Annotated in this window: 18 protein-coding genes; 8 read left to right on the top strand and 10 right to left on the bottom strand. The window is 48.5% G+C overall.

The window, feature by feature from the left end; genetic code table 11:
- The 3 genes from AC4MRN_RS11280 to AC4MRN_RS11270 form a co-directional block, all read left to right on the top strand.
- Nucleotides 1-796, top strand: a 796-nt coding sequence (locus AC4MRN_RS11280) for a tryptophan halogenase family protein (protein ID WP_491203330.1), incomplete at its 5' end; no start/stop codon positions are given.
- 3 nt (nucleotides 797-799) lie between these two features.
- Nucleotides 800-2,347 carry a tryptophan halogenase family protein gene (locus AC4MRN_RS11275; protein ID WP_491203329.1) on the top strand — a complete coding sequence of 516 codons (1,548 nt, stop codon included), beginning with the start codon at nucleotides 800-802 and terminating at the stop codon, nucleotides 2,345-2,347.
- A gap of 21 nt (nucleotides 2,348-2,368) precedes the next feature.
- Entirely contained in the window at nucleotides 2,369-2,686 is a 318-nt protein-coding gene (locus AC4MRN_RS11270; protein WP_491203328.1) for a hypothetical protein, read from the top strand.
- A 142-nt stretch (nucleotides 2,687-2,828) separates the two neighbouring features.
- Here AC4MRN_RS11270 and AC4MRN_RS11265 read toward each other — a convergent pair whose 3' ends face one another.
- Nucleotides 2,829-4,097 (bottom strand): SO_0444 family Cu/Zn efflux transporter, encoded by a 1,269-nt coding sequence (locus AC4MRN_RS11265; protein ID WP_491203327.1) that lies wholly within the window; start codon nucleotides 4,095-4,097, stop codon nucleotides 2,829-2,831.
- Nucleotides 4,094-4,519: a Zn(2+)-responsive transcriptional regulator gene (gene zntR / locus AC4MRN_RS11260; RefSeq protein WP_491203326.1), complete on the bottom strand. Its 426-nt coding sequence runs from the start codon at nucleotides 4,517-4,519 to the stop codon at nucleotides 4,094-4,096. The genes AC4MRN_RS11265 and zntR overlap by 4 nt, the downstream gene beginning before the upstream one ends.
- A gap of 191 nt (nucleotides 4,520-4,710) precedes the next feature.
- On the opposite strand from zntR, the gene AC4MRN_RS11255 reads away from it, so the two are divergent.
- Nucleotides 4,711-5,754 (top strand): family 43 glycosylhydrolase, encoded by a 1,044-nt coding sequence (locus AC4MRN_RS11255; protein ID WP_491203325.1) that lies wholly within the window; start codon nucleotides 4,711-4,713, stop codon nucleotides 5,752-5,754.
- Between the two features lie 36 nt (nucleotides 5,755-5,790).
- Here the strand turns inward: AC4MRN_RS11255 and AC4MRN_RS11250 are convergent, their stop codons facing one another.
- The 3 genes from AC4MRN_RS11250 to AC4MRN_RS11240 all read right to left on the bottom strand — a co-directional run bounded on the left by AC4MRN_RS11250 (nucleotide 5,791) and on the right by AC4MRN_RS11240 (nucleotide 8,962).
- The gene (locus tag AC4MRN_RS11250; protein ID WP_491203324.1) at nucleotides 5,791-7,620 is read right to left on the bottom strand and encodes a M2 family metallopeptidase; all 1,830 of its coding nucleotides are present in this window, start codon (nucleotides 7,618-7,620) and stop codon (nucleotides 5,791-5,793) included.
- Nucleotides 7,621-8,042: 422 nt separating this feature from the next.
- Entirely contained in the window at nucleotides 8,043-8,516 is a 474-nt protein-coding gene (locus AC4MRN_RS11245) for a YchJ family protein (RefSeq protein ID WP_491203323.1), read from the bottom strand.
- An 86-nt stretch (nucleotides 8,517-8,602) separates the two neighbouring features.
- Complete coding sequence (locus tag AC4MRN_RS11240; protein ID WP_139241627.1) at nucleotides 8,603-8,962, bottom strand: hypothetical protein; 360 nt, start codon at nucleotides 8,960-8,962, stop codon at nucleotides 8,603-8,605.
- A 465-nt stretch (nucleotides 8,963-9,427) separates the two neighbouring features.
- On the opposite strand from AC4MRN_RS11240, the gene AC4MRN_RS11235 reads away from it, so the two are divergent.
- Together AC4MRN_RS11235 and AC4MRN_RS11230 are read left to right on the top strand one after the other, a co-directional pair.
- Nucleotides 9,428-10,123 (top strand): hypothetical protein, encoded by a 696-nt coding sequence (locus tag AC4MRN_RS11235; protein ID WP_491203322.1) that lies wholly within the window; start codon nucleotides 9,428-9,430, stop codon nucleotides 10,121-10,123.
- On the top strand, nucleotides 10,120-13,287 hold the full coding sequence (locus AC4MRN_RS11230; RefSeq protein WP_491203321.1) for an endo-1,4-beta-xylanase: 3,168 nt from the start codon (nucleotides 10,120-10,122) through the stop codon (nucleotides 13,285-13,287). The genes AC4MRN_RS11235 and AC4MRN_RS11230 overlap by 4 nt, the downstream gene beginning before the upstream one ends.
- Nucleotides 13,288-13,444: 157 nt before the next feature.
- On the opposite strand, the gene msrQ is transcribed toward AC4MRN_RS11230, so the two are convergent.
- The 5 genes from msrQ to AC4MRN_RS11205 form a co-directional block, all read right to left on the bottom strand.
- Nucleotides 13,445-14,074, bottom strand: a complete 630-nt coding sequence (gene msrQ, locus AC4MRN_RS11225; protein ID WP_491203320.1) for a protein-methionine-sulfoxide reductase heme-binding subunit MsrQ — start codon at nucleotides 14,072-14,074, stop codon at nucleotides 13,445-13,447.
- A 9-nt stretch (nucleotides 14,075-14,083) separates the two neighbouring features.
- Nucleotides 14,084-15,076: a protein-methionine-sulfoxide reductase catalytic subunit MsrP gene (msrP, locus tag AC4MRN_RS11220; RefSeq protein ID WP_370242497.1), complete on the bottom strand. Its 993-nt coding sequence runs from the start codon at nucleotides 15,074-15,076 to the stop codon at nucleotides 14,084-14,086.
- A gap of 78 nt (nucleotides 15,077-15,154) precedes the next feature.
- The gene (locus tag AC4MRN_RS11215) at nucleotides 15,155-16,522 is read right to left on the bottom strand and encodes an anti-phage deoxyguanosine triphosphatase (RefSeq protein ID WP_491203319.1); all 1,368 of its coding nucleotides are present in this window, start codon (nucleotides 16,520-16,522) and stop codon (nucleotides 15,155-15,157) included.
- Nucleotides 16,523-16,536: 14 nt separating this feature from the next.
- Complete coding sequence (gene yfbR / locus AC4MRN_RS11210; RefSeq protein WP_073324695.1) at nucleotides 16,537-17,142, bottom strand: 5'-deoxynucleotidase; 606 nt, start codon at nucleotides 17,140-17,142, stop codon at nucleotides 16,537-16,539.
- 2 nt (nucleotides 17,143-17,144) lie between these two features.
- Nucleotides 17,145-18,368 (bottom strand): pyridoxal phosphate-dependent aminotransferase, encoded by a 1,224-nt coding sequence (locus AC4MRN_RS11205; protein WP_073324854.1) that lies wholly within the window; start codon nucleotides 18,366-18,368, stop codon nucleotides 17,145-17,147.
- Nucleotides 18,369-18,635: 267 nt separating this feature from the next.
- Between AC4MRN_RS11205 and AC4MRN_RS11200 the strand changes: the two genes are divergently transcribed.
- A complete protein-coding gene (locus tag AC4MRN_RS11200) occupies nucleotides 18,636-19,157 on the top strand; it encodes a hypothetical protein (protein WP_370242498.1) in 522 nt (173 codons plus the stop codon).
- Nucleotides 19,158-19,321: 164 nt separating this feature from the next.
- Nucleotides 19,322-19,963, top strand: a 642-nt coding sequence (locus AC4MRN_RS11195) for a DUF2189 domain-containing protein (RefSeq protein ID WP_491203318.1), incomplete at its 3' end; no start/stop codon positions are given.

Raw genomic sequence — 19,963 nt, 5'->3', positions numbered from 1 at the left:
GCTTGCTGCAGACCGCGCTATTGCCGTACAAACCACCGCCGATGAGCTGCCCAGACCTTACACCCTTGCAACTGCGCATAAGGCGGGTTGGCAATGGCGAATTCCGCTTCAGTCCCGAGTAGGAAACGGTATTGTGTACAGCAGTCGTTTCTCTGATGACGAGACTGCATTAGCCACATTAATGTCAAACGTGACTGGTGAAGCGGTCACTGAACCGCGGTACCTGAAATTTAAAACCGGTATGCGTCAGCAGGCATGGGCAAAGAACTGCGTAGCAATCGGTTTGAGCAGTGGATTCCTTGAGCCGTTAGAATCAACCAGTATACATCTGGTGACGACGGCATTGATTCGATTGATGAAGTTGTTTCCGTTTGAGGGGGAGTGTGGTCTTCTGGCAGAGCGCTATAACCGCGAAACCCAAAAAGAAATGGAAACGATCCGCGACTTTATTGTGCTGCATTACCATCTGACACAACGCGATGACAGTGCGTTCTGGGATTTTTACCGAAACATGGAGATTCCTGAGTCGCTGCAACATCGCATGGCAATGTTTGCCGAACATGGTTATGTGTGGCCTGACGATGTGGCGCTGTTCCGTGTTGACTCCTGGGTGCAGGTGATGATGGGCCAGGGCCTGATGCCAAAACGCCATCACGGCGCCAGCCGCATGTTACCCACCGCATCGTTGACGCAGCAGTTAACGGCGTTCAAACAGTCGGTAAACAATGCGCTGGCGCAGCTTCCCGAACATGATGCCTTTATAAAACAATACTGTCCGGCTGATAAAAGCGCATAACCCATGAATACCGCAAGTAAGAAGACACGAGTTGTTATTGTTGGTGGAGGCACCGCGGGCTGGCTAACGGCGGGAATTATTGCTGCCAGGCACCCGCTGTTAGGTGAAAACAGTAACACGGAACTGGTATTGCTTGAGTCGCCGGACGTTAAAAATCTGGGAGTGGGTGAGGGCACCTGGCCCACCATGCGTGACACGTTGAAGCAAATTGGCTTGTCTGAGCGGGCGTTTTTAAGCTGCTGCGACGCTAGCTTCAAACAGGCTTCGAAATTTGCAGGCTGGCGACAAAATCCCGCGCAGCATTATTATCATCCGTTCACGGCACCAGCAGGCTATGGCGCAGTGAGTCTGGCCGATGCCTGGATTGAAGCCGGTTATCCGCAGGATTTTGAATCCTGGGTTAGCGCTCAGGGGCATGCCTGTGAACGCCAACTGTCACCGAAACTGCCCCAACTCCCCGAGTACGCTTTTACCTACAACTACGGGTATCACCTGAACGCCGGAAAATTCGTGGCATTGTTACAAGCACACTGCACGGAAAAACTGGGCGTAACCTATCGTCAAGGACATGTTGCTCACATTGTCAGCCACGACAGCGGAGCAATTAAGGCTTTGCAACTGGAAGATGGCAACACGGTAGAAGGGGATTTGTTTATCGACTGCAGTGGCTTTGCAGCAGTACTGATGGGCAAGCACTATCAGATCCCGTTTGTCTCTCAGCGAGGTGTCTTATTCAATGATACCGCGATTGCTGCGCAGGTTAATCATGCAGCGCCGGAAACCCCCATTGCATCCGCTACGGTTGCAACAGCGCAGACGAGTGGCTGGATTTGGGATATCGCTTTACAACATCGTCGTGGAATCGGGCATGTCTTCGCCAGCGAATTCTGTGCCGTTGAAGACGCTGAGCAAACGTTGCGTAATTACATTGTTAATGACCCTAATTTGCAGCAAGACGAGGTCAGTACGCGGGTAATCAAATTTGACCCCGGCCACCGAAAATACTTCTGGCATCACAATTGTGTGGCGATTGGTGTCTCCGCCGGTTTTGTAGAGCCGTTAGAAGCTACGGCTTTGGTGCTCATAGAAAAGTCAGCCGAGTGGGTTGCAGAGCAATTACCCCGCTCGCCATCGGCAATGCCGGTACTGACGAAGCGATTTAATCAGCTTACCAATGAGCGCTGGCGGGAGATCATCGACTTCATTAAGTTGCATTACGTGCTGTCGGATCGTACCGACTCCGCCTACTGGCGGGCTCATCAGCAACATGAAAGCTGGACTGATTCGTTGAGTGAGGCGTTACAGCTGTGGCAAAGCCAGCCACCCGGACTCTACGAATCCAGCAACCGGCAAGAGCTTTTTTCTTCTGCCAGTAAACAATATGTGTTGTTTGGTATGGGATTCCGTGCGGAACAATGGCAGTCGTGCGGACGGCTGGCGCTTCAACAGCCTCTGATTGAGCGTTTTCGTCGCGAAGTTCAGCAGCAGGTTAATCGGGTTAACGCACAGCTATTGACCAATCGGGAATATCTGCAAAAATTGAGAAAGTAGCTCTGTATCAAGGACGACGGTATGTCACTTTCCCCCAAAATAGCGCGCACGCTGGTTGCCGTTTTGTTATTTATCAGCCTAATCATTTCCGTGTTCTTCTGGAGTGAAGCTCGCAGTGAAGTTGTGTTTTTGTGTGGCAATTTCAGCGCGGGCGTCACTGAGCAAAGTGTATTGAAGCAACTGGGCACAGCGAATTGGTTGGAGGTAACGCAGCAACACACAGATTACGGCAGACGAATAGTCTCGGACAGTGCCGTGAGTTTGCGTATGTATCGATGTAATATCGATATTGGCACTGACGGCAAGGTAATCACCGCCAGTGTCAGTGGGTGGTTCTAGGGCAACTTATCTCTCATTGCTACCATTGCGACCACGTCGGGCAGTGCAAAGTAACCGGGCAATACAAAGTAGCCGGCCAGTGACTATCATTTAAACCGTGATGTCTGTTTTTGTTTTAGCCCGCAATACCGACGAACAGGCCCTAATGACAGCAGCTACTGCTGGCTGGCTTTGCAAACCGTTGTTGCAAAGATTGCCAGCCATTTCGAATCATCAAGCCAAATAACAACATGGCGCACAATGCGTAAATCGCTGAGATGTCATTGTGATCATGGCCTCCCTGACCAAGCGGGATCCACGCTGATAACTCAAATGCCTGAATGGCGATGTTTAATGCGTAACCCAACAGAATACTAATGCTGACCACACTAAAAACGTACAACACCAGTGTTCGTTTTCCCATTTCCTTGGCAATCATCCCCATGGTTGAAATGTTAGTTGCTGGCCCGGCTAACAAGAACACCAATACGGCGCCAGGTGACAGACCCGCAGCTAAGAAGCCCACGGCAACCGGTGTGGATGCAGTCGCGCAAATATACATGGGGATACCGATGACAGCCATAATCAGCATGGCAATGAATCCATCACCCCACTGAGTCAGAAACTGATGTGGTACCCAGGTTTGAATAGCGGCAGCCAGCGACAGGCCAATAAGCAACCACAGCGTCAGATCGTTAAGGAGTTTCACCGTTGAAAATTGCCAGATAGCCTGTGCCTTAACACTCAGGCTTTGGCTGTCTGCCTTTATCGTTTCGGCTTTTTGTTGCGCTGTGGTACTACAACAAGACGCTTTAGTTTCCGCAGGCTCAGTTTTTTTGGCACTGCTACAGCAACTGGCAGGTTCGGTTATCGGTGCTACTTGCGTTTGTGTACTGCAGCACGAGGACGCCGATGCGGTTTCAGGTTTCGTTTCAGGTTGCTGTGTACTGCAACAGGCTGAGCTGGTGTCTGCCTCTGTGGCGGCCGCCTGGTCGGTTTGGGGTTGGTTGTTTGCATCTGGCGTATCGAACCACTTAACCATTAAACCGGCGTATATTGCACTGGTGATCGCTGCAACAGGGCGGACGATAGCAAAGACCGGGCCCAATAACGCGTAGGAGACCGACACCGAGTCGACGCCAGTTTCTGGTGTGGCGACCAGGAAGGATACGGTAGCGGGTTTTGAGGCTCCGCTACGGCGTAGCCCAATGGCTGCTGGGATGACACCACAGGAGCAGAGCGGCAGGGGCGCGCCGATGACCGCGGCTTTGCCGATCGCTTTGGTACTGGCATTGCCCATGTGTTTTTTAAGGATATCCACTGGGACCAGCTCATGCATTAGCCCAGCAATAAGCAGGCCCAACAACAGCCAGGGAGCAGATTCCATAAATAACACAGCAAAGTTTTCGAACAGGGCAGTTAATTCACTCATAAGGTATCCACCGTATCCAGCATTTGTAAAATTGAACAATGGGCGGCACTTTCGTTTCCGCCGCAACACACGTTGTGTAACGCTTGCAAAGAATCACGAATTCGCACTAATTCGGCGATTTTTTCGTTCACTTCCTGCATTTTGTCTGCAGTATACTGCTTTACTTCTTCACAGGTATGGTCGTCAGGATGAAGTTTGAGGGCCAGTAGCTCGTGGATTTCATCCAGTGTAAAGCCAACCCGTTTGGCTCGCTGAATAAACTGCAATGTGGTTATATCAACCTGGGAATAGAGCCGGTAGCCTGACGCGCTGCGTGTTGCCGGCGTGATCAGGCCTTTGCTTTCGTAGAAGCGAATAGTGTCGACCGTTAGTCCGGTGATACTGGCCAGTTGACCAATTTTATAGCTGTTTTGTGTTTTCATAGTGTCAGTATAAACCCTGGAGTTAACTCCAGAGTCAAGCATACCTGAATGGTTTTTTGCTGGGTAGCTTCTGATGCGAGTTCATATATAAATCAAATGTGGGAAAAAGCGCATCATTCCGCTTAATGGCTAGGTTAGCAGTATGCTCCTCACTTAAAGTGCAGGCACATAAGAATAAAACGAGAAGTGGTATGAAGGAGCTTAATGCCCATCCAGCAGGATATGAGCGTAAATATGCAGTGCGCCTTATCGTTGCTGTAGTCAGTTGCCTATGTGTGCTGTTTGGTTGCGATTCCGCAAATAAGGACGCATCAACTGCTGTTGCACCACAGCCACTCTATCAGGACCCTGTCTATGATGGTGCAGCCGATCCTTCAATCGTGTGGGACAAACAAGGGCGGCGCTGGCTGATGTTCTACACCAATCGGCGCGCAAATGTAGTGGGATTACAGGGCGTCGAGTGGGTTCATGGTACCCCCATCAGTATCGCGACCTCTAAAAATGGCCGGGAGTGGGACTATCTACAGGATGCTCAGTTCAACGGCAGTGGGGTAACGGAAACGTTATGGGCACCCGATGTGTTCGTGCACGATGACCAGTACCACATGTATTTAACCATGGTGCCAGGTATTTTTGACAACTGGTCGCATCCACGCACCATTGCGCACTTCACCAGTGCTGATCTGTTGACCTGGACGTATCAATCAACGCTGAAACTCAATACTGAAAAAGTGATTGATGCCGATGTCATCGCAAAGCCCGACGGCGGATTCCGGCTTTTTTATAATGATGAGCCTGATGGTAAGTCAATCTACTTTGCCGACAGTGAAGACCTGTATGATTGGCAGGACAAGGGCAAAGCCGCGCTCTCCAGCCGGGGCGAGGGGCCCGTGGTATTTTACTGGCAAGGCTGGTACTGGATGGTTGTTGATGCCTGGCGAGGGCTGTCAGTGTATCGTTCTGCCGATTTGGACAGCTGGCAGCAGCAGTCAGGCTATTTATTGAGTGAACCGGGTAAAGGCGAACAGGACGGTGTGATTGGTCAGCATCCTGATGTCGTAGTGCAGGACGGCAGGGCATTCCTGTTTTATTTTACGCATCCGGGCAAAATACCGTCAAATGAAGGGACCGATGATGCCAGCACACGCAGAAGTGTCATTCAAGTTACTGAGCTGGAGTTTGACGGGCAGTGGCTACAGACCGATCGCGATCAGCCTGTCACCATAGACTGGTAATGGGCTGCAAAGGCAGCCCATTCGACTAATGTTGATTTACCAACCGCACTGGCGGTCTTTGTTTTGCTCATCCAGCCAGGTTTTAAGCGGGGCAAAATAGGCTTCAATGGTACTGGCATCCATATCCGGTGAACCCGTAATGGTAGCAAGTGCTTCTTGCCAGGGGCGGCTCTGTCCCATTTCCAGCATTTCGTTTAACGCAGTACCGGCTTCTTCACTGCCATAAATAGAGCAGCGGTTCAGTGGGCCGTTGTCGCCTGCAATATCACACAATGCTTTGTGGAATTGGAATTGTAGAATATGTGCGAGGAAGTAGCGCGTGTAGGGCACATTGGCCGGAACGTGGTATTTCGCACCCGGGTCGAAAGCGTCTGCGTCACGGGCAACCGGTGCCATTACGCCCTGGTATTTCTCACGCAATTCCCACCACAGTTTATTATATTCTTCAGGGCCTGCCTCTCCGGCCATTACCTTCCAGCGCCATTGATCAACCATTAATCCAAACGGAATAAAGGCGATTTTATCCAGCGCAACCTGAAGCAGCATGCCAATATCGTTAGAAGGATCCGGGATTTCATCAATCAGGCCAATTTCTTTCAAATACTTAGGCGTGATAGAAAGCGCAATAGTATCACCAATTGCTTCATGGAAACCGTCATTAGCTGAACCCTGATACAGGAAGGGTTGCTGGTTGTATGCACGCTGATAGTAATTATGCCCCAGCTCGTGGTGGATAACGTTAAACTCCTCGCCGGTAATTTGAATACACATCTTAATCCGCAGATCGTCCACATTGTCTACATTCCACGCTGATGCATGACACTGAACATCGCGATCGGCGGGTTTACTGAACTGGGAATTCGTCCAGAATGAGTCCGGTAATTCGTCAAAACCTAACGAAGAGAAAAACGACTCAGCCTGCTTAACCATTTTGATTTCGTCATAGTCCTGATCGCGCAGCGCGGCTGTGACATCTGGTACCTGCATGGGCGTGTCAGGCTTTACAATGTCATAAATATTTCCCCATGACTGGGCCCACATATTGCCCAGCAGGTGGGCTGGAATAGGCTTGTCCTGGGGCACAATGTCTTCACCGTAATACTCGCCTAACTCTGCACGAACATGGCAGTGTAATGCATCGTACAGGGGTTTAACCTGGCCCCAGAGACGATCTAACTCAATCGGAAAATCATCGGCTGGCATGTCATATTTGCTACGCCATAACTCACTGACGTTGCTAAAGCCGAGTTCCTTCGCTCCTTCATTGGCAATGCCAACCTGTTCTGCATAAAGCGGCTTCATGGCAACAGAGACTTCACGCCAACCTTCCCAGTATTCCAACAGTAAATCGGCGTCACGCTCGGTGGCCATGGCAGAACTCATCTCAACCAGGCCAATACAGTCGTCTTCGCTGCGGCAGTATTTGCCTTTGCCATACATGCCATCCAGTTCAGAACCGATTTGAGCCAGCCGTTCCGATTTCATAGGGTTTGCTGGTGGTGGCATAGTTAAGCCGGCGCGCATTAAATCCAGTTTACGGCGTAAGTCCGGATCTGCCTCAACGTGATTGAAATCGGCAGCTTGTTTTGCCAGTTCGGCAGCGCGGTTACTGTAAAGCTCAGAAAGGTAAGCATTTACCGTAGCCGTGTCGTCGTTAATATTGGTGGCATATACCCAGGCCGCTTTCGCTGCGGGCACAGACATTTTAGTCATCTCGCGTTGAGCCGCATCGACAAAGATACGCGCATCTTCTGCGGTTAGCGCGGTTTCGGTTGGTTGGGTCTGAGCTTTTTCTGGGGCGGGCTGACAACCCGACAGCACAGCAGCAACGCCAGCTGCAACCAGGGTAAAGGACTTCGCTTTCATAGTATTTCTCTCGTTCGTTTTTATTATCGCGGTATTGAAGATACCTCACCTTAAGATAGTACCGTTATTGCGGCTTATGTCTATTTTTGATGATAAGTACTTGTGCGGAATTTCATGACATAGGTACAAAATAGGCAGAGGGTTACGACATTCAGTGTGTTTGAATGCTATTTGTCGTGCTCAGCAGGACACATTTATTTAGCTTGAATCATCACGCGTAGAGCGCATAAATGTGTTACCTGTGATCGCTATCAACGTTTTACCTAAGTAATACTGGGAGTGAGTTTGGGGTTAGTTGAATCCTGAGTAAAAGCCTTGTCTATTTTGGATTTAACTCTCGTATTTAAGCATTCACACCATCAAGCATTCACGTAATAGTGCCCGCACGCAATTGCTGCATCAATGGAGATGGAGGATTAGTGCTACAGTCGCTTCAGACAGCATTGTTTAAATTTTTTGCCACTGTCACATAAGCATGCGTCATTTCTGCCGATACTTAGTTTACCGGTATCATCATGGAGTAATCCAGTTGTGTATCGCCATTCACCGGCTTCTGTTTCAAAGTCACTGGTTTCATGAAGCACAAAACACTGTTTTGCAATTGCGTAGTACGCTTTAAATTCTACCTGATGTGAGGTTAACGCAGGGGAGGGTACAATCGACAAATGTAACCAGGTTTGCTCGTCGGCGTGTTCGGCAAGCATGGCTTCGGTAAGCCCTTCTCTGGATTTTTCTGCATAAGTTTTAAGGATGTAAGGCCAATCCTGTATGCAATAAGCCGCATAACGTGAGCGCATCAGCGCTTCAGTCGTCGGTGGAGTTTGTGCGCCACTATGAAACGGTGCGCAACATTTTTCATAAGGTTTACTGCTGCAGCAGTAACAACTGTCGACCATCAGACTATCTCAAGATTTGTTTCTGACAAGTTTAATGGCTCAGACTTACGGGAAAAAGAACTTTATCAATTAATCCGTGTAGTAGATTACCAAGGGCCTTGTAAAACGTTATCAGCTTGTCTACCAGTTTGCTTATCGTTAACCGACAAGCCAATCAGAGAAACTGAATATTGGTCGCAAAGCTGCTTGATCAGCACTTGCTCATGCTGCGGCAGGGATAAATCCTCGACATAGATAGTGCTGCATTGCCCGCTGGTTATCAGTTTGCGAATCCACTGGGGCACCATTTCTTCATTCGGCTTTTGGATACGTATTGCGTGATCAATGCTTTTATTGAAGGCCAGTGACGATGACAACAGGTAACTCCAGCCTTTTTGCGATGTAGTTCGCAACTGAGCAGAAACCGGAAACGCAATAATGTTGTGTAATTGGTTAACAGTAGCCATGTTGTAGCCTCTCAATAAGTAGTGTCTGTTTATACAGTGTATGAATATACAGTAGTACTGTATAAAACAACATGCAAGTGTTTTTTGTCTTTTTTTTACTCACATTGCCTGGTGCTCACTCTCCCTCAATATATTTAAGTGATCTCGTCGTCTAGCAGTCGCACATGAAGAAATTTGTCTTGAAGGTGCCTTATGGTTGCAAGTGTTTATGTTTGTACATGTTGTTATGACTGGTAATAAATGTATAAGTCGCTGCTTTGTTTATTGTTTTTGCCTTTGTGATTATTGAATTTCACAACGCGTCTGATTTTGAGATGTGATGGGATATTTGTGCAAAAAAATAACGTGAATGTAAAAAAAATGTGTATTCGGCGTTAAATTAAGCCGGTAACAATGCGTATCCCTGTTCGCATTTTGTTCATTTTTGGAACAGCTTGCACACTTACATAGTATGAAAGGTGATACATGAAACAACTAAAATTTGGATGCCTGCTTCTGTTGCTGGGCATTGCACAACTTAGCTACGCGAGTGTTATTACTAATGGTAGTTTTGACAACTGCAGTTACAGTGGCTGGATGAAAGACACCGATGGCTTTGGTGATACCAGTACCCAAAACGACTTTATGCTTAGCGCGCCTCCGGGATGCGCAGCGATTGTGAACGTCGACAGTTTTAACACGGATGCCTGGTTTGCTAATACGCTCTATCAGGACATTAATTTACAAAGTGGTCAACAGTATCAATTTACCGCCGAGCTCAGTGTGAACTCCGAATTGACCTCCTCAGATTTTGGTTTTATTGCTGATTATTTCTTTGTCGCGTTTGGCGATGGCAGTGGTAAGTACCTGGATGAAAGCGGCGCACTGGGCAGTGTGCTAAACGCGGATATTGACGGTGCTGCCAGTTATTCAATCGACATTATGTTGTCTGAAACCTTGAGTTCAATTTCTAACCTGACACTGGAGTTTCAACTACTCATTGGCTTTGATCAGTTCGGTAGTGATTTTGGCGGGTCATGGCTTCAAATCGACAATGTAGCGATAACGCCTTCGAACGCTAACATGCAGGTAAATGCGCCTTCACATGCGTTGTTAATCGGACTTGGTCTGGCGGGCATATTCTTTGTTCGCAAACATCGCAAGAGTGGGGGTGAACAATGAAGCCCGGACTCCTTTATTCAGCAATATTCTGCGCGTCGCTGGGTGTCAGCAATGTCAGTCAGGCTGCCTGGTTATCGGTGGGGAGCGATGTCACTTCCAGTGTTTCTCGCCCCACTGTTGACAGAGTTAATCGTGTATATACCTCAGTGGTTACCGTTACCAACACAAGCAGTGAAGAAATGACCGGCCCATTCAGGTTACTCATTACTGATAGTTCGATTGCGGTAAATGGTGCAGATGGCTACACAGGTGATGGGGTTCCGTATTTTCTCGTTGAGGCGGGAGAGCTTGCAGCCGGTGCGAGTACAAGGGTTGCCGTCTCTTTTGATTTAGCACGCAGGCAGCTGTCTTTCACACCGGTATTACAACAGGATAACCCGCTAGTCGGCGTTTACGCCGAAGCGGAAGGCGGCAAGTCAGCGACACTGAATTACCTGGGTATAGACATGCAGATCCAACCGGGTGATCCGAGTTATGTGACAACCGTGGTCAATGCCACAGCGCCACCCGAAGATGACAGCCGGGTAGGTGAGCTGCTGGTGGATTTTTCTCAGGCAGGAGACTATACGCTCTATGCTCGTGTGCGAGTGGGACCTGACGGTTTTAGTGATGACAGTATGTACATTCCGACAACGTTGGGTGCTGTGCATGATTGGCAGCTAGTTAACGGAATTAGCGGTTTTGCTGCACCCGGCGAGGCGGGCTATTCCCCCGACGCCATTGTGGAACCCGGTGGGCAGCCAAATTTAACTTCGTTTATGTGGGTTGCTATTCCAGAAGGCCGTTATTCGGTGGCTGACGACAATACCAGTGCGATATTCCGTTACGCCGGTCGTGAGGATGGATTGGACATTGACAGTTTTGTTTTCGCACCGGCCGGTGTTTCATACACGGTAGAGCAGCTCGAAGATGGGTTGCCTGGTGTTGTGCTGCCACCACCTGAAACCTACACGCCTGAGGGGCCGCCGCTGGCAGATGGAAAGTCAAAATTCCTTGGAGGCGTATGTTGTGGAAATCAGCGTCCGAATTTCGAAGCATACTGGAACCAGGTAACCGCTGAAAATGCGGGTAAGTGGGGCTCGGTTGAAGCGGTACGGGATCAATACAATTGGTCGGGACTTGATGAGGCGTATAATCTCGCTAAAGATAATGGATTTATTTACAAACACCATGTGTTGGTTTGGGGCAGTCAGCAGCCGGCCTGGATTGATTCATTGTCACCGCAAGAGCAACTTCAGGAAATTTTGGAGTGGTATGAAGCAGTCAATGCACGATATCCGGCAATCGACTTTATTGAAGTCGTAAATGAATTCGACAATGCACCACCCGACGGTGGCAATGGCAGACCCAATTATGTTGACGGTTTACGGTTGTATGCGCCTGAGGTGACTGCTGAGGTCGAAGCATTCTTCATAGCCAGAGGGGATTCTGCCAGTACAGCAGCGCAAAAAGCACAGGATTACGACTGGATAGTAAATGCGTTTCAAATGGCCAGGGATATTTTCCCGTCCAGTACACAGCTTATGTTTAACGAGTACAGTGTTATTAACTCTGACACACGTACAGACAAAGTCATCGAATTGGCGAATCTGTTGCAATCTCGTGGATTGATCGATGCCATCGGATTTCAGGGACATGCTTTTTCTACAACGGGTCCACTGGATACCATGCTGAACAATATTGATCGCATGGACACCCAAACCGGCCTGGATATCTATCTCACAGAGTTGGATGTAGATGGCACAGACGAACTAACTCAATTACTTGAATTTCAACGTTTGTTCCCTGCCTTTTGGCAACACCCTGCCATTGAAGGCATTACTGTATGGGGCTATCTACCGGGACATTGGCGTGAAGCCCAGGGCGCTATTCTGGCGTACGATACAGGCGTTGAAAAAGCGGCGCTTACCTGGCTTAAAGGCTATGTCAGAGAATTGGCCCCTCAGTTCGAACAACCATCAGTGATTACCATAGACGAGACAACCGAAGCAGGTACGCTGATTGCAGATCTGGAGTCATCAGATTACATGGGTAATCCTCATCAATCAGGCGATGCTGTGTTATGGCGAATTTTAAGTGGCAACGATGCAGGTTTATTTACGCTGGACCCTCAAAATGGCGAAGTGCATGTTGCGGCGGCGCTTACACCGGGTTTATACAACCTGTATGTGCAAGTTTCCGAAGGGGAATACACCAGTTTTGCCAGACAGGTACAAATTGTCGTGCCTGGTGATGATTTACCCCCTCAGGTCGTTGAGTACGATTTTAGTGATGGCGCTCAAGGCTGGCGCGGAGACTATGGTACATCGGCATCGGTAGGCTACGATGCTGCTATTCCAGCTGCACTGCTTATTCCAGCGTGGGAAAGCCGCAATGTACAGGAGTATATTGAAGAAATTAGTCTCACTGACTTGAATGGTGCAGTGCTGTATTACACGTTAAACGTAACACAAGCACAGATTGATGGGGGCATGACGATCCAACCCTATGTACAAACCGGCGCACCATCATATAGCCGTATTTACGGTTCGGTAGTAAATCCACAGGCAGGTGAAAATGTCATTATGTTTGCGCCCACAGAGAATGCGAATGGCGATTTGTCTATCGTTGAACGTCTGGGTATTCAGCTGAATGGACCTTTGAGCAGTGGTACTGAGGACTACGTTGAATTGACCCATGTCCGTCTGGAAATACCCACGACACTGCCAACTGCTGAGACTATTACCTATGACTTTGTGTCTGATGCAGAAGGATTACGTGGTGATTACGGAACAAATGCCAGTGTGCTACACCGTCCTGCTTATGAAGCGGTGAGTTTACTGCCCAATGACACCAGCCAGACGCACAATTATATTTTAGGCGTACCTGTGCGTGATTATACAGGGGCTGCTCTCACTTATACGTTTGCTGTAACAGGAATGCCTGGTGATGGCAGCGTCAGTGTTCAGGGGTATATTCAAACCGGTGCACCGAACTATGCACGTATTTATGGCGCAATAGAACCGTTAAGCGTGGGAACAAATCAGATTACGTTTTACCCGCAACCTGATGGAAATGGCAATATTGCAAATATCGAGCGTATTGCAATTCAGTTAAACGGTGCATTTACGGCAGACGAAGCCAATGAAATTCTAATTGAACGCATAGATGTGGATTTTCCATAGCATTTGATACGTAAATAAAGGGAAACCTCAAAGCGGCGCTGTATACAGTGTCGCTTTGTTTTTTTACAGTCTCTGGCAAGTGTTATTCAGGCAGGCTCGTTACTTAAACTGTGAACGACATTGCTCGCATTATGCAGCGTCGGTATCGGTAACACTGTTAATGTCGAGGTGTTAACCGCTTAAACCAGTAATTGAATCGCGGCAGCATGATCATCAGTGCAATGATCCAATAGAGCAGCGGTTCCTGCAGCGCGGTTTTACGCGACCAACTGAAATGCACCAGCGCAAGCAGTGCGGTGAGATAAATACTGTTGTGTAGTCGCTGCCAGTTGCGCTTCATTTTCCGTCTTACCCACATCGGAGAGGTTATGGTCAACAGCATTAAGTCCAGTAACGCAATAAAACCAACGGTGATGTAAGGCCGCTCTATGACTTCGCTGGCAATCAGCGCCCAGTCAAACTGCAATTCAAAACTCACATAGCTGGTCAAATGCAGCAATGCATAAACGAAGACGTAGATCCCAATCAGCCTGCGGCATTGCATCAGCGAAGGAAATGGCAAATGTTTAGCAAGAGGGCTTATCAGCAAGGTAAGCAGCAACAGGTTTAATGCACTTGTGCCTGTGCTGTGGATAAGCGCTTTTACCGGATCTGCGCCCAGGTTGTCGGTTACGGCGGCCCAGCCCAAGAATATCAGGTACCCTAAAAACAAGGCATGTAACCCGGCCTTAAACAGGCGCAACTGCACAGGCGTCAAGGCCAGAGGTTTGCTGAGTAATCGTTTCACAAAGGGCACTTAATAGTAGCGGGCTAAATCCATATTTGCATACAAGGGCGCGACCTCGTCATAGCCGTTAAACATGCGTGTGGCAATGCGCTGCTGATTGAATACGCCTCCGTCGGTAATCCGGCGCTCACTCGCCTGACTCCATCGTGGATGAGCTACTTTTGGGTTTACGTTGGCATAAAAACCGTATTCATTCGATGCCAATCGATTCCAGGTGGTAGGGGGCTGGCGTTCGGTTAGCGTAATTCGCACGACCGATTTAATGCTTTTGAAACCGTATTTCCACGGTACAACTAACCGAATGGGGGCGCCATTTTGTGGTGGCAGTGTTTTGCCATAAACGCCGGTAGCCATCAGCGTTAACGGGTGATTCGCTTCGTCCAGGCGCAGTCCTTCCACATAGGGGTAATCAATACCGCCACCAATGAAAGGGTTGCGCTGACCGGGCATTTGTTTCGGGTCGTGCAGGGTTTCAAACGCGACATATTTGGCGGAACCCAGTGGCGACGCCAACTGAATGAGCTTATTGAGTTCAAAGCCCACCCACGGGATCACCATTGACCAGGCTTCGACACAACGCATTCTGTAAATGCGCTCTTCAAACGCAAATTGCTTCATAATGGCATCGTAATCCAGAGTAATCGGATTCTTCACCAAGCCGTCAATTCGTAATGTCCAGGGATCGGTTTTAAAACTTTTCGCGCGTTCGGCCGGATCGTCTTTGCCCGTACCAAATTCATAAAAATTATTGTAGGACGTAACCTTCGCGTAGGGCGTTTTGGCTTCGTCTGTGGTGAACTTCTCTGAGGGGGTAAATGACAGCGGTTTGGCTTCAAACTCGGGTTCGCTGTCGAACCAGCCAAACCCATGGGCTGATTGGCTGAGTAACGTGCCGGCACCAACAAACCCCAGCGACTTTAAAACACGGCGACGATCCTGAAAGACCTTTTCGTCGGTTACCTGGTTATCCGTAAACGTTTGTGAGGGGCGAAATCGTTTCATAAACCTGCTCTGTAAAGAATTTGACACCATTGCTACGATATAAGACCGCAAAGGGTGCAAAAAGATTTCAAAAGACGCTTACAGAGACAGCGTATCCAGAATACCGCCCCGTTTCGGGACAAACATATTAGAGTACAAACGGGCAGCAAACTCATCGGTCATACCTGAGATATAATCGGCAATGACCCGATGGCCGTTGTTATGCTCTTCGGCTACCAGCCAGCGTTTACGGGTGTTCTCGGGAAGCAGGCGTGTTGGATCGGCACTGAAAGCCTCGAACAATTCCATTACCACTTGCTGACCTTTGTATTCCAACAGCTGGACTTCCGGTTTACGGATGACTTTCATGTAGACAAACTTCTTAAACAAACCCAGCGCATTGTGATGGTGTTCCGGCAATACCGCCTGATAGCGCAGAAGCGGGTGCTCAAAGGCTGCATCTTCTTCAATACGAATGGCGGTAATGAAACAATTAACCAAAGCACCAATCGCATTTTTACGCTCGTGTTGAGCCTGACTGAACAACCGTGTGCCAATACCTGCTATGTGCTCAGACAGCCAGGGTACCTGAAGTTGTTCCAGCTCTGACTGGAGTTCTTCAACAAATTCCGCACGTTTTACCATGCCCATGACAATCGCATCTTCGAGGTCGTGAATACCATAGGCAATATCGTCGGCCAGTTCCATGACACTGCAATCAAAGGATTTGTGCGTGGTTTTGTGGTGTTTTCCGGAGACATGCTCAAACGACATCAGCCGGTCCTTGTCTTGCTGGCTAAAAGGATCGATTAACCAGTCAAACAAGGCTTCATCGCAACGGAACAGGCCTTTGGGCGGATGCCATTGTTCTGCTTTTACCTGGCGCAGACTTACCGAAGGCGAGGGCAGTAAATCGTGATTCGTTAACGCATCAATAAAATTGGGGTACTTCACCAAACCCAGCACGCTGCGGCGGCTCAGGTTCATGCCGTGTTCGGCGGTGTAGGGCTCAAGCTGCGTAACAATGCGGAACGTCTGTCCGTTACCCTCAAACCCGCCGTGTCCATGCATCATGTAATTCAGTGCAATCTCACCACCGTGACCAAACGGAGGATGACCAATGTCGTGAGCCAGACACAGGGTTTCGATTAAGTAGGGATCCAGACCCACGTGCTCGGTTAAACGAGGGAATTTTCCTTGCAGCTGCGCGGTAATACCCGTGCCAATCTGTGCAGCTTCAAGTGAATGGGTTAACCGGGTGCGGTAGAAGTCACTGAGTCCTACCCCAAGCACTTGTGTTTTTGCCTGCAGACGGCGAAAAGCGGCAGAGTGCAATACCCGGGCTTTGTCTCGCTGAAACGGTGAACGGTGATCGCCGTCTCTGGCCTGGGTGCGCGGTAATCGTCGTTCCCACCATGCTAATTGCCAATTGTCATTGTCTGTCAGGGTAGGCTCGTTATGCTGCATAGGACATCCGTTGCTTAATTATGCGTATCTTCCTGGGTAATTTCGTCCAGGCTGAGTGAAAAGCTGGGTACGTAACGCTTTAAGAAATAGTCCACTTCGTCGGAGTGATAGTCTTTTAGCATCTGGTCGAGTCTTTTCTTGGCCAGGGTAAACTCGCGATTGCCTGAGTTTAGCTCTTCCAGCGTTTTTAAATACGCGCAGAGCACATCGGCGGCTTTCACAATAAAGGCTTCATCTTCACTGTGGTACTGGCTGTCGATCAGTTTGGCATAGTCTTCCCTGAAGTCCACCGGCGCCATGTCGATCAGTTTTTGTTCGGCGATTTTTTCGATTTTCTTATATTCGTCTTTGATTGCCGGGTTGAAGTATTTGACCGGAGTTGGCAGGTCGCCGGTTAACACTTCAGACACGTCGTGAAACATGGCCAGTGTTGCTATACGCTCGGGATTCAAATCACCGCCAAAGTAACGGTTTCTGATGAGGGCCAGGGCGTGCGCCACCATGGCTACCTGCAGGCTGTGTTCCTGAACGTTTTCAATGCGTACGTTGTGCATTAATGGCCAGCGGTGAATTAGCTTCATTCTGGCCAGATGTGCAAAGAAATGGCTGTTGTCGGCCATATCTATTTTCCTTTCTGGCGGTAGCCGTTAAAGAAGCTTTCTATGCGATCCATAGCCGGCCCTAAAATATCGCTGTGAGGTAAAAATACCAGGCGGAAATAAATGCCTTCATTCAGGTTAAATGCCCGGCCGTGTACCAATAGGATTTTCTCACTGCTCAGCAAGTCGAAAATCATTTGTTCGTCGCTGGCAATGTTGAATTTAGCGGCGTCGACTTTTGCAAAGCAGTACATCGCCCCTTTCGGCGTGACGCACTCTATGCCGTCTATATCATTCAGGCGGTTTGCGGCCAGGTCGCGTTGCAGTTTAAGGCGGCCACCGTCTTTGATCAGGTCATTTATGCTCTGATAGCCTCCAAGTGCTGTCTGGATGGCACTCTGGCAGGGCACATTGGCGCACATGCGCATAGATGACAGCATGTTCAGACCTTCGATGTAGCTTCTGGCTACACGTTTGTTGCCCGACACAATTAACCAGCCAGCGCGAAACCCTGCCACACGGTAATTTTTAGACAAGCCACTGAAAGTGACAAAGAACACGTCATCAGCAAGCGAGGCAATACACGTGTGTTTGGCATCGTCATATAAAATCTTGTCGTAGATTTCGTCTGAGAACACCACTAAATCGTGTTCGCGGGCTAACTCAACAATTTCTAGCAGCAGTTCTTTGCTGTATACCGCTCCCGTTGGATTATTAGGATTAATGATCACAATGGCTTTGGTACGTTTGTTGATTTTGCTCTTGATATCTTCGATATCCGGGAACCAGCCGGCTTTTTCGTCACAGCGGTAATGTACCGGTGTGCCGGATGACAGGCTTACGGCTGCGGTCCATAAAGGATAGTCCGGACTAGGCAGTAATACCTCATCACCGGCGTTAAGCAAGGCCTGCATCGACATCATGATCATTTCACTGACGCCGTTACCAATAAACACGTCGTCAACCTGAATATTGCGAATGTTCATTTGCTGGTAATACTGCATTACGGCCACGCGAGCAGCGTAGATTCCGGTAGAGTCTGAATAGCCCTGTGAAGTCGGCAAGTGATGGATCACGTCTTTGAGAATGTCGTCCGGGGCGTCAAAACCGAATGGGGCAGGGTTGCCTATGTTCAGTTTCAGGATACGGTGACCTTCGTCTTCCATTTTGCGTGCTTGTGCAGCAATCGGGCCTCGAATGTCATAACAAACATTATCTAACTTGTGCGACTTGTGTAAGGGTTTCATCTTCAACAACTTAAATTCCAGAGGGCCACAGGGTATCGCATCGACCTGTGATCTGTTAAGCAAAATTTTGTGCATACAGGCTATTAATAGGAGGAATTATTCGAAGTCGGTAAATTCTGGCTTCAGCCTGGAATAAATCGGTTGATTCGTCACTGTTCAGACAACACGTACTGTTACATTTCCTGGATTGTAGAATCTTTGGATTACACCTATATATAGGTATGTTCCGATTATAAAATCACCAGTCTATGGTTAACCGGAGGTTGAATGCCACTTCCACTTATTTGGTTAGGTGCCGGATTAGCGTCAGCTTATGCTGGTGGCGCGTTGGCAAAAAACGCACGTAGTCACAGTGTCGTCGATAATTACCCGGGAGAAAGCCAGCATAGAGTAACGCCGGTAGACGGTTGTGTGGTCTGTTGTGGTATTTATGGGGTATTCGAGCATACCGGCATTTGGTGCGATGACCATATTATCGAATTGCATGGCAATGGACTGGTTAAAGCCGTTGGGCCAACCCGGTTTTTACATCAACGCAGTGGCAGTGAGATTTATGTAGCCTGTGACGACAACTATATGCCACTGGTAGCGCCGGAATGTGATACGCGAGCCGTGAATCAGGTATTTCAATACATCGAGTACGATCCTATCAGCAATAATTGCCATCGATTTTCACTGCGTTCAGTGACCGGGGTAGATCAGGAATGTGTTAGCTTTTACGAATTTAATCAGAAGCTTAGCAAGCACTTCAATCAAAAGGTCCGCTGGCAACCTATTCAACTTAGATAGCATTCTGTAAATTCACTGAATAAATTGTGTTAAATAATTGTGAACTTTTCCATTCGACGCTATCGTATATAGTAAGACCGGAATAAAAGCGCAGGCGTGAGCGTGTGGGAATCTTGCCTTTATACCGGTGTTATTGAGTCAATAGCGTATGGTTGAGGGAAGCTATGTCACAACATTTCAAAGAAACACCGCAAAATGCTATAACCGAGAGTGGAATTGCCCGCGTAATACCTTGTAAGGAACTGGATGTCGGCGATCCCATAAAATGGTTGTCGTTAGGCTTGCAGGATTTTCTGCGCACACCACTTATTTCTATTTTCTACGGATTAATTTTTGCCGCAATACCCTGGTTTATTTCTTATCTGGTAGCGTTAACCGGCTGGCACTTGGTTATTCTGCCTTCAATAGTGTGTTTTATGTTGATTGGTCCATTCCTGGCGGCAGGTCTATACGACGTGAGCTGGGAGCTGGAAAAAGGCCACAAGCCATCATTACGTCACTCAGTGCGGGCAATACGCCGTAATGCAGTGAACGAGTGGGGCTTTGGCATTTTACTTATGGTGCTTATGATCTTCTGGTTGCGTGTCGCATCGCTCATCCATGCATTGTATCCCCAGCATCAGATTGAGAGTTTAGAAAGCTTATTGCCATTCCTGGTACTGGGATCGATAGTGGGTGCAGTCTTCTGTGTTGGTATGTTTTTCGTTACAGCCTTCACGCAACCTATATTAATGGAGCGCAAAGTTGATCTTGCTACGGCTGTAATGACCAGCGTAAATGCTGTATGGGTGAACAAGGTACCTATG

Source organism: Marisediminitalea sp., assembly GCF_984433645.1.
This window is presented reverse-complemented; position numbering and strand designations above follow the sequence as displayed.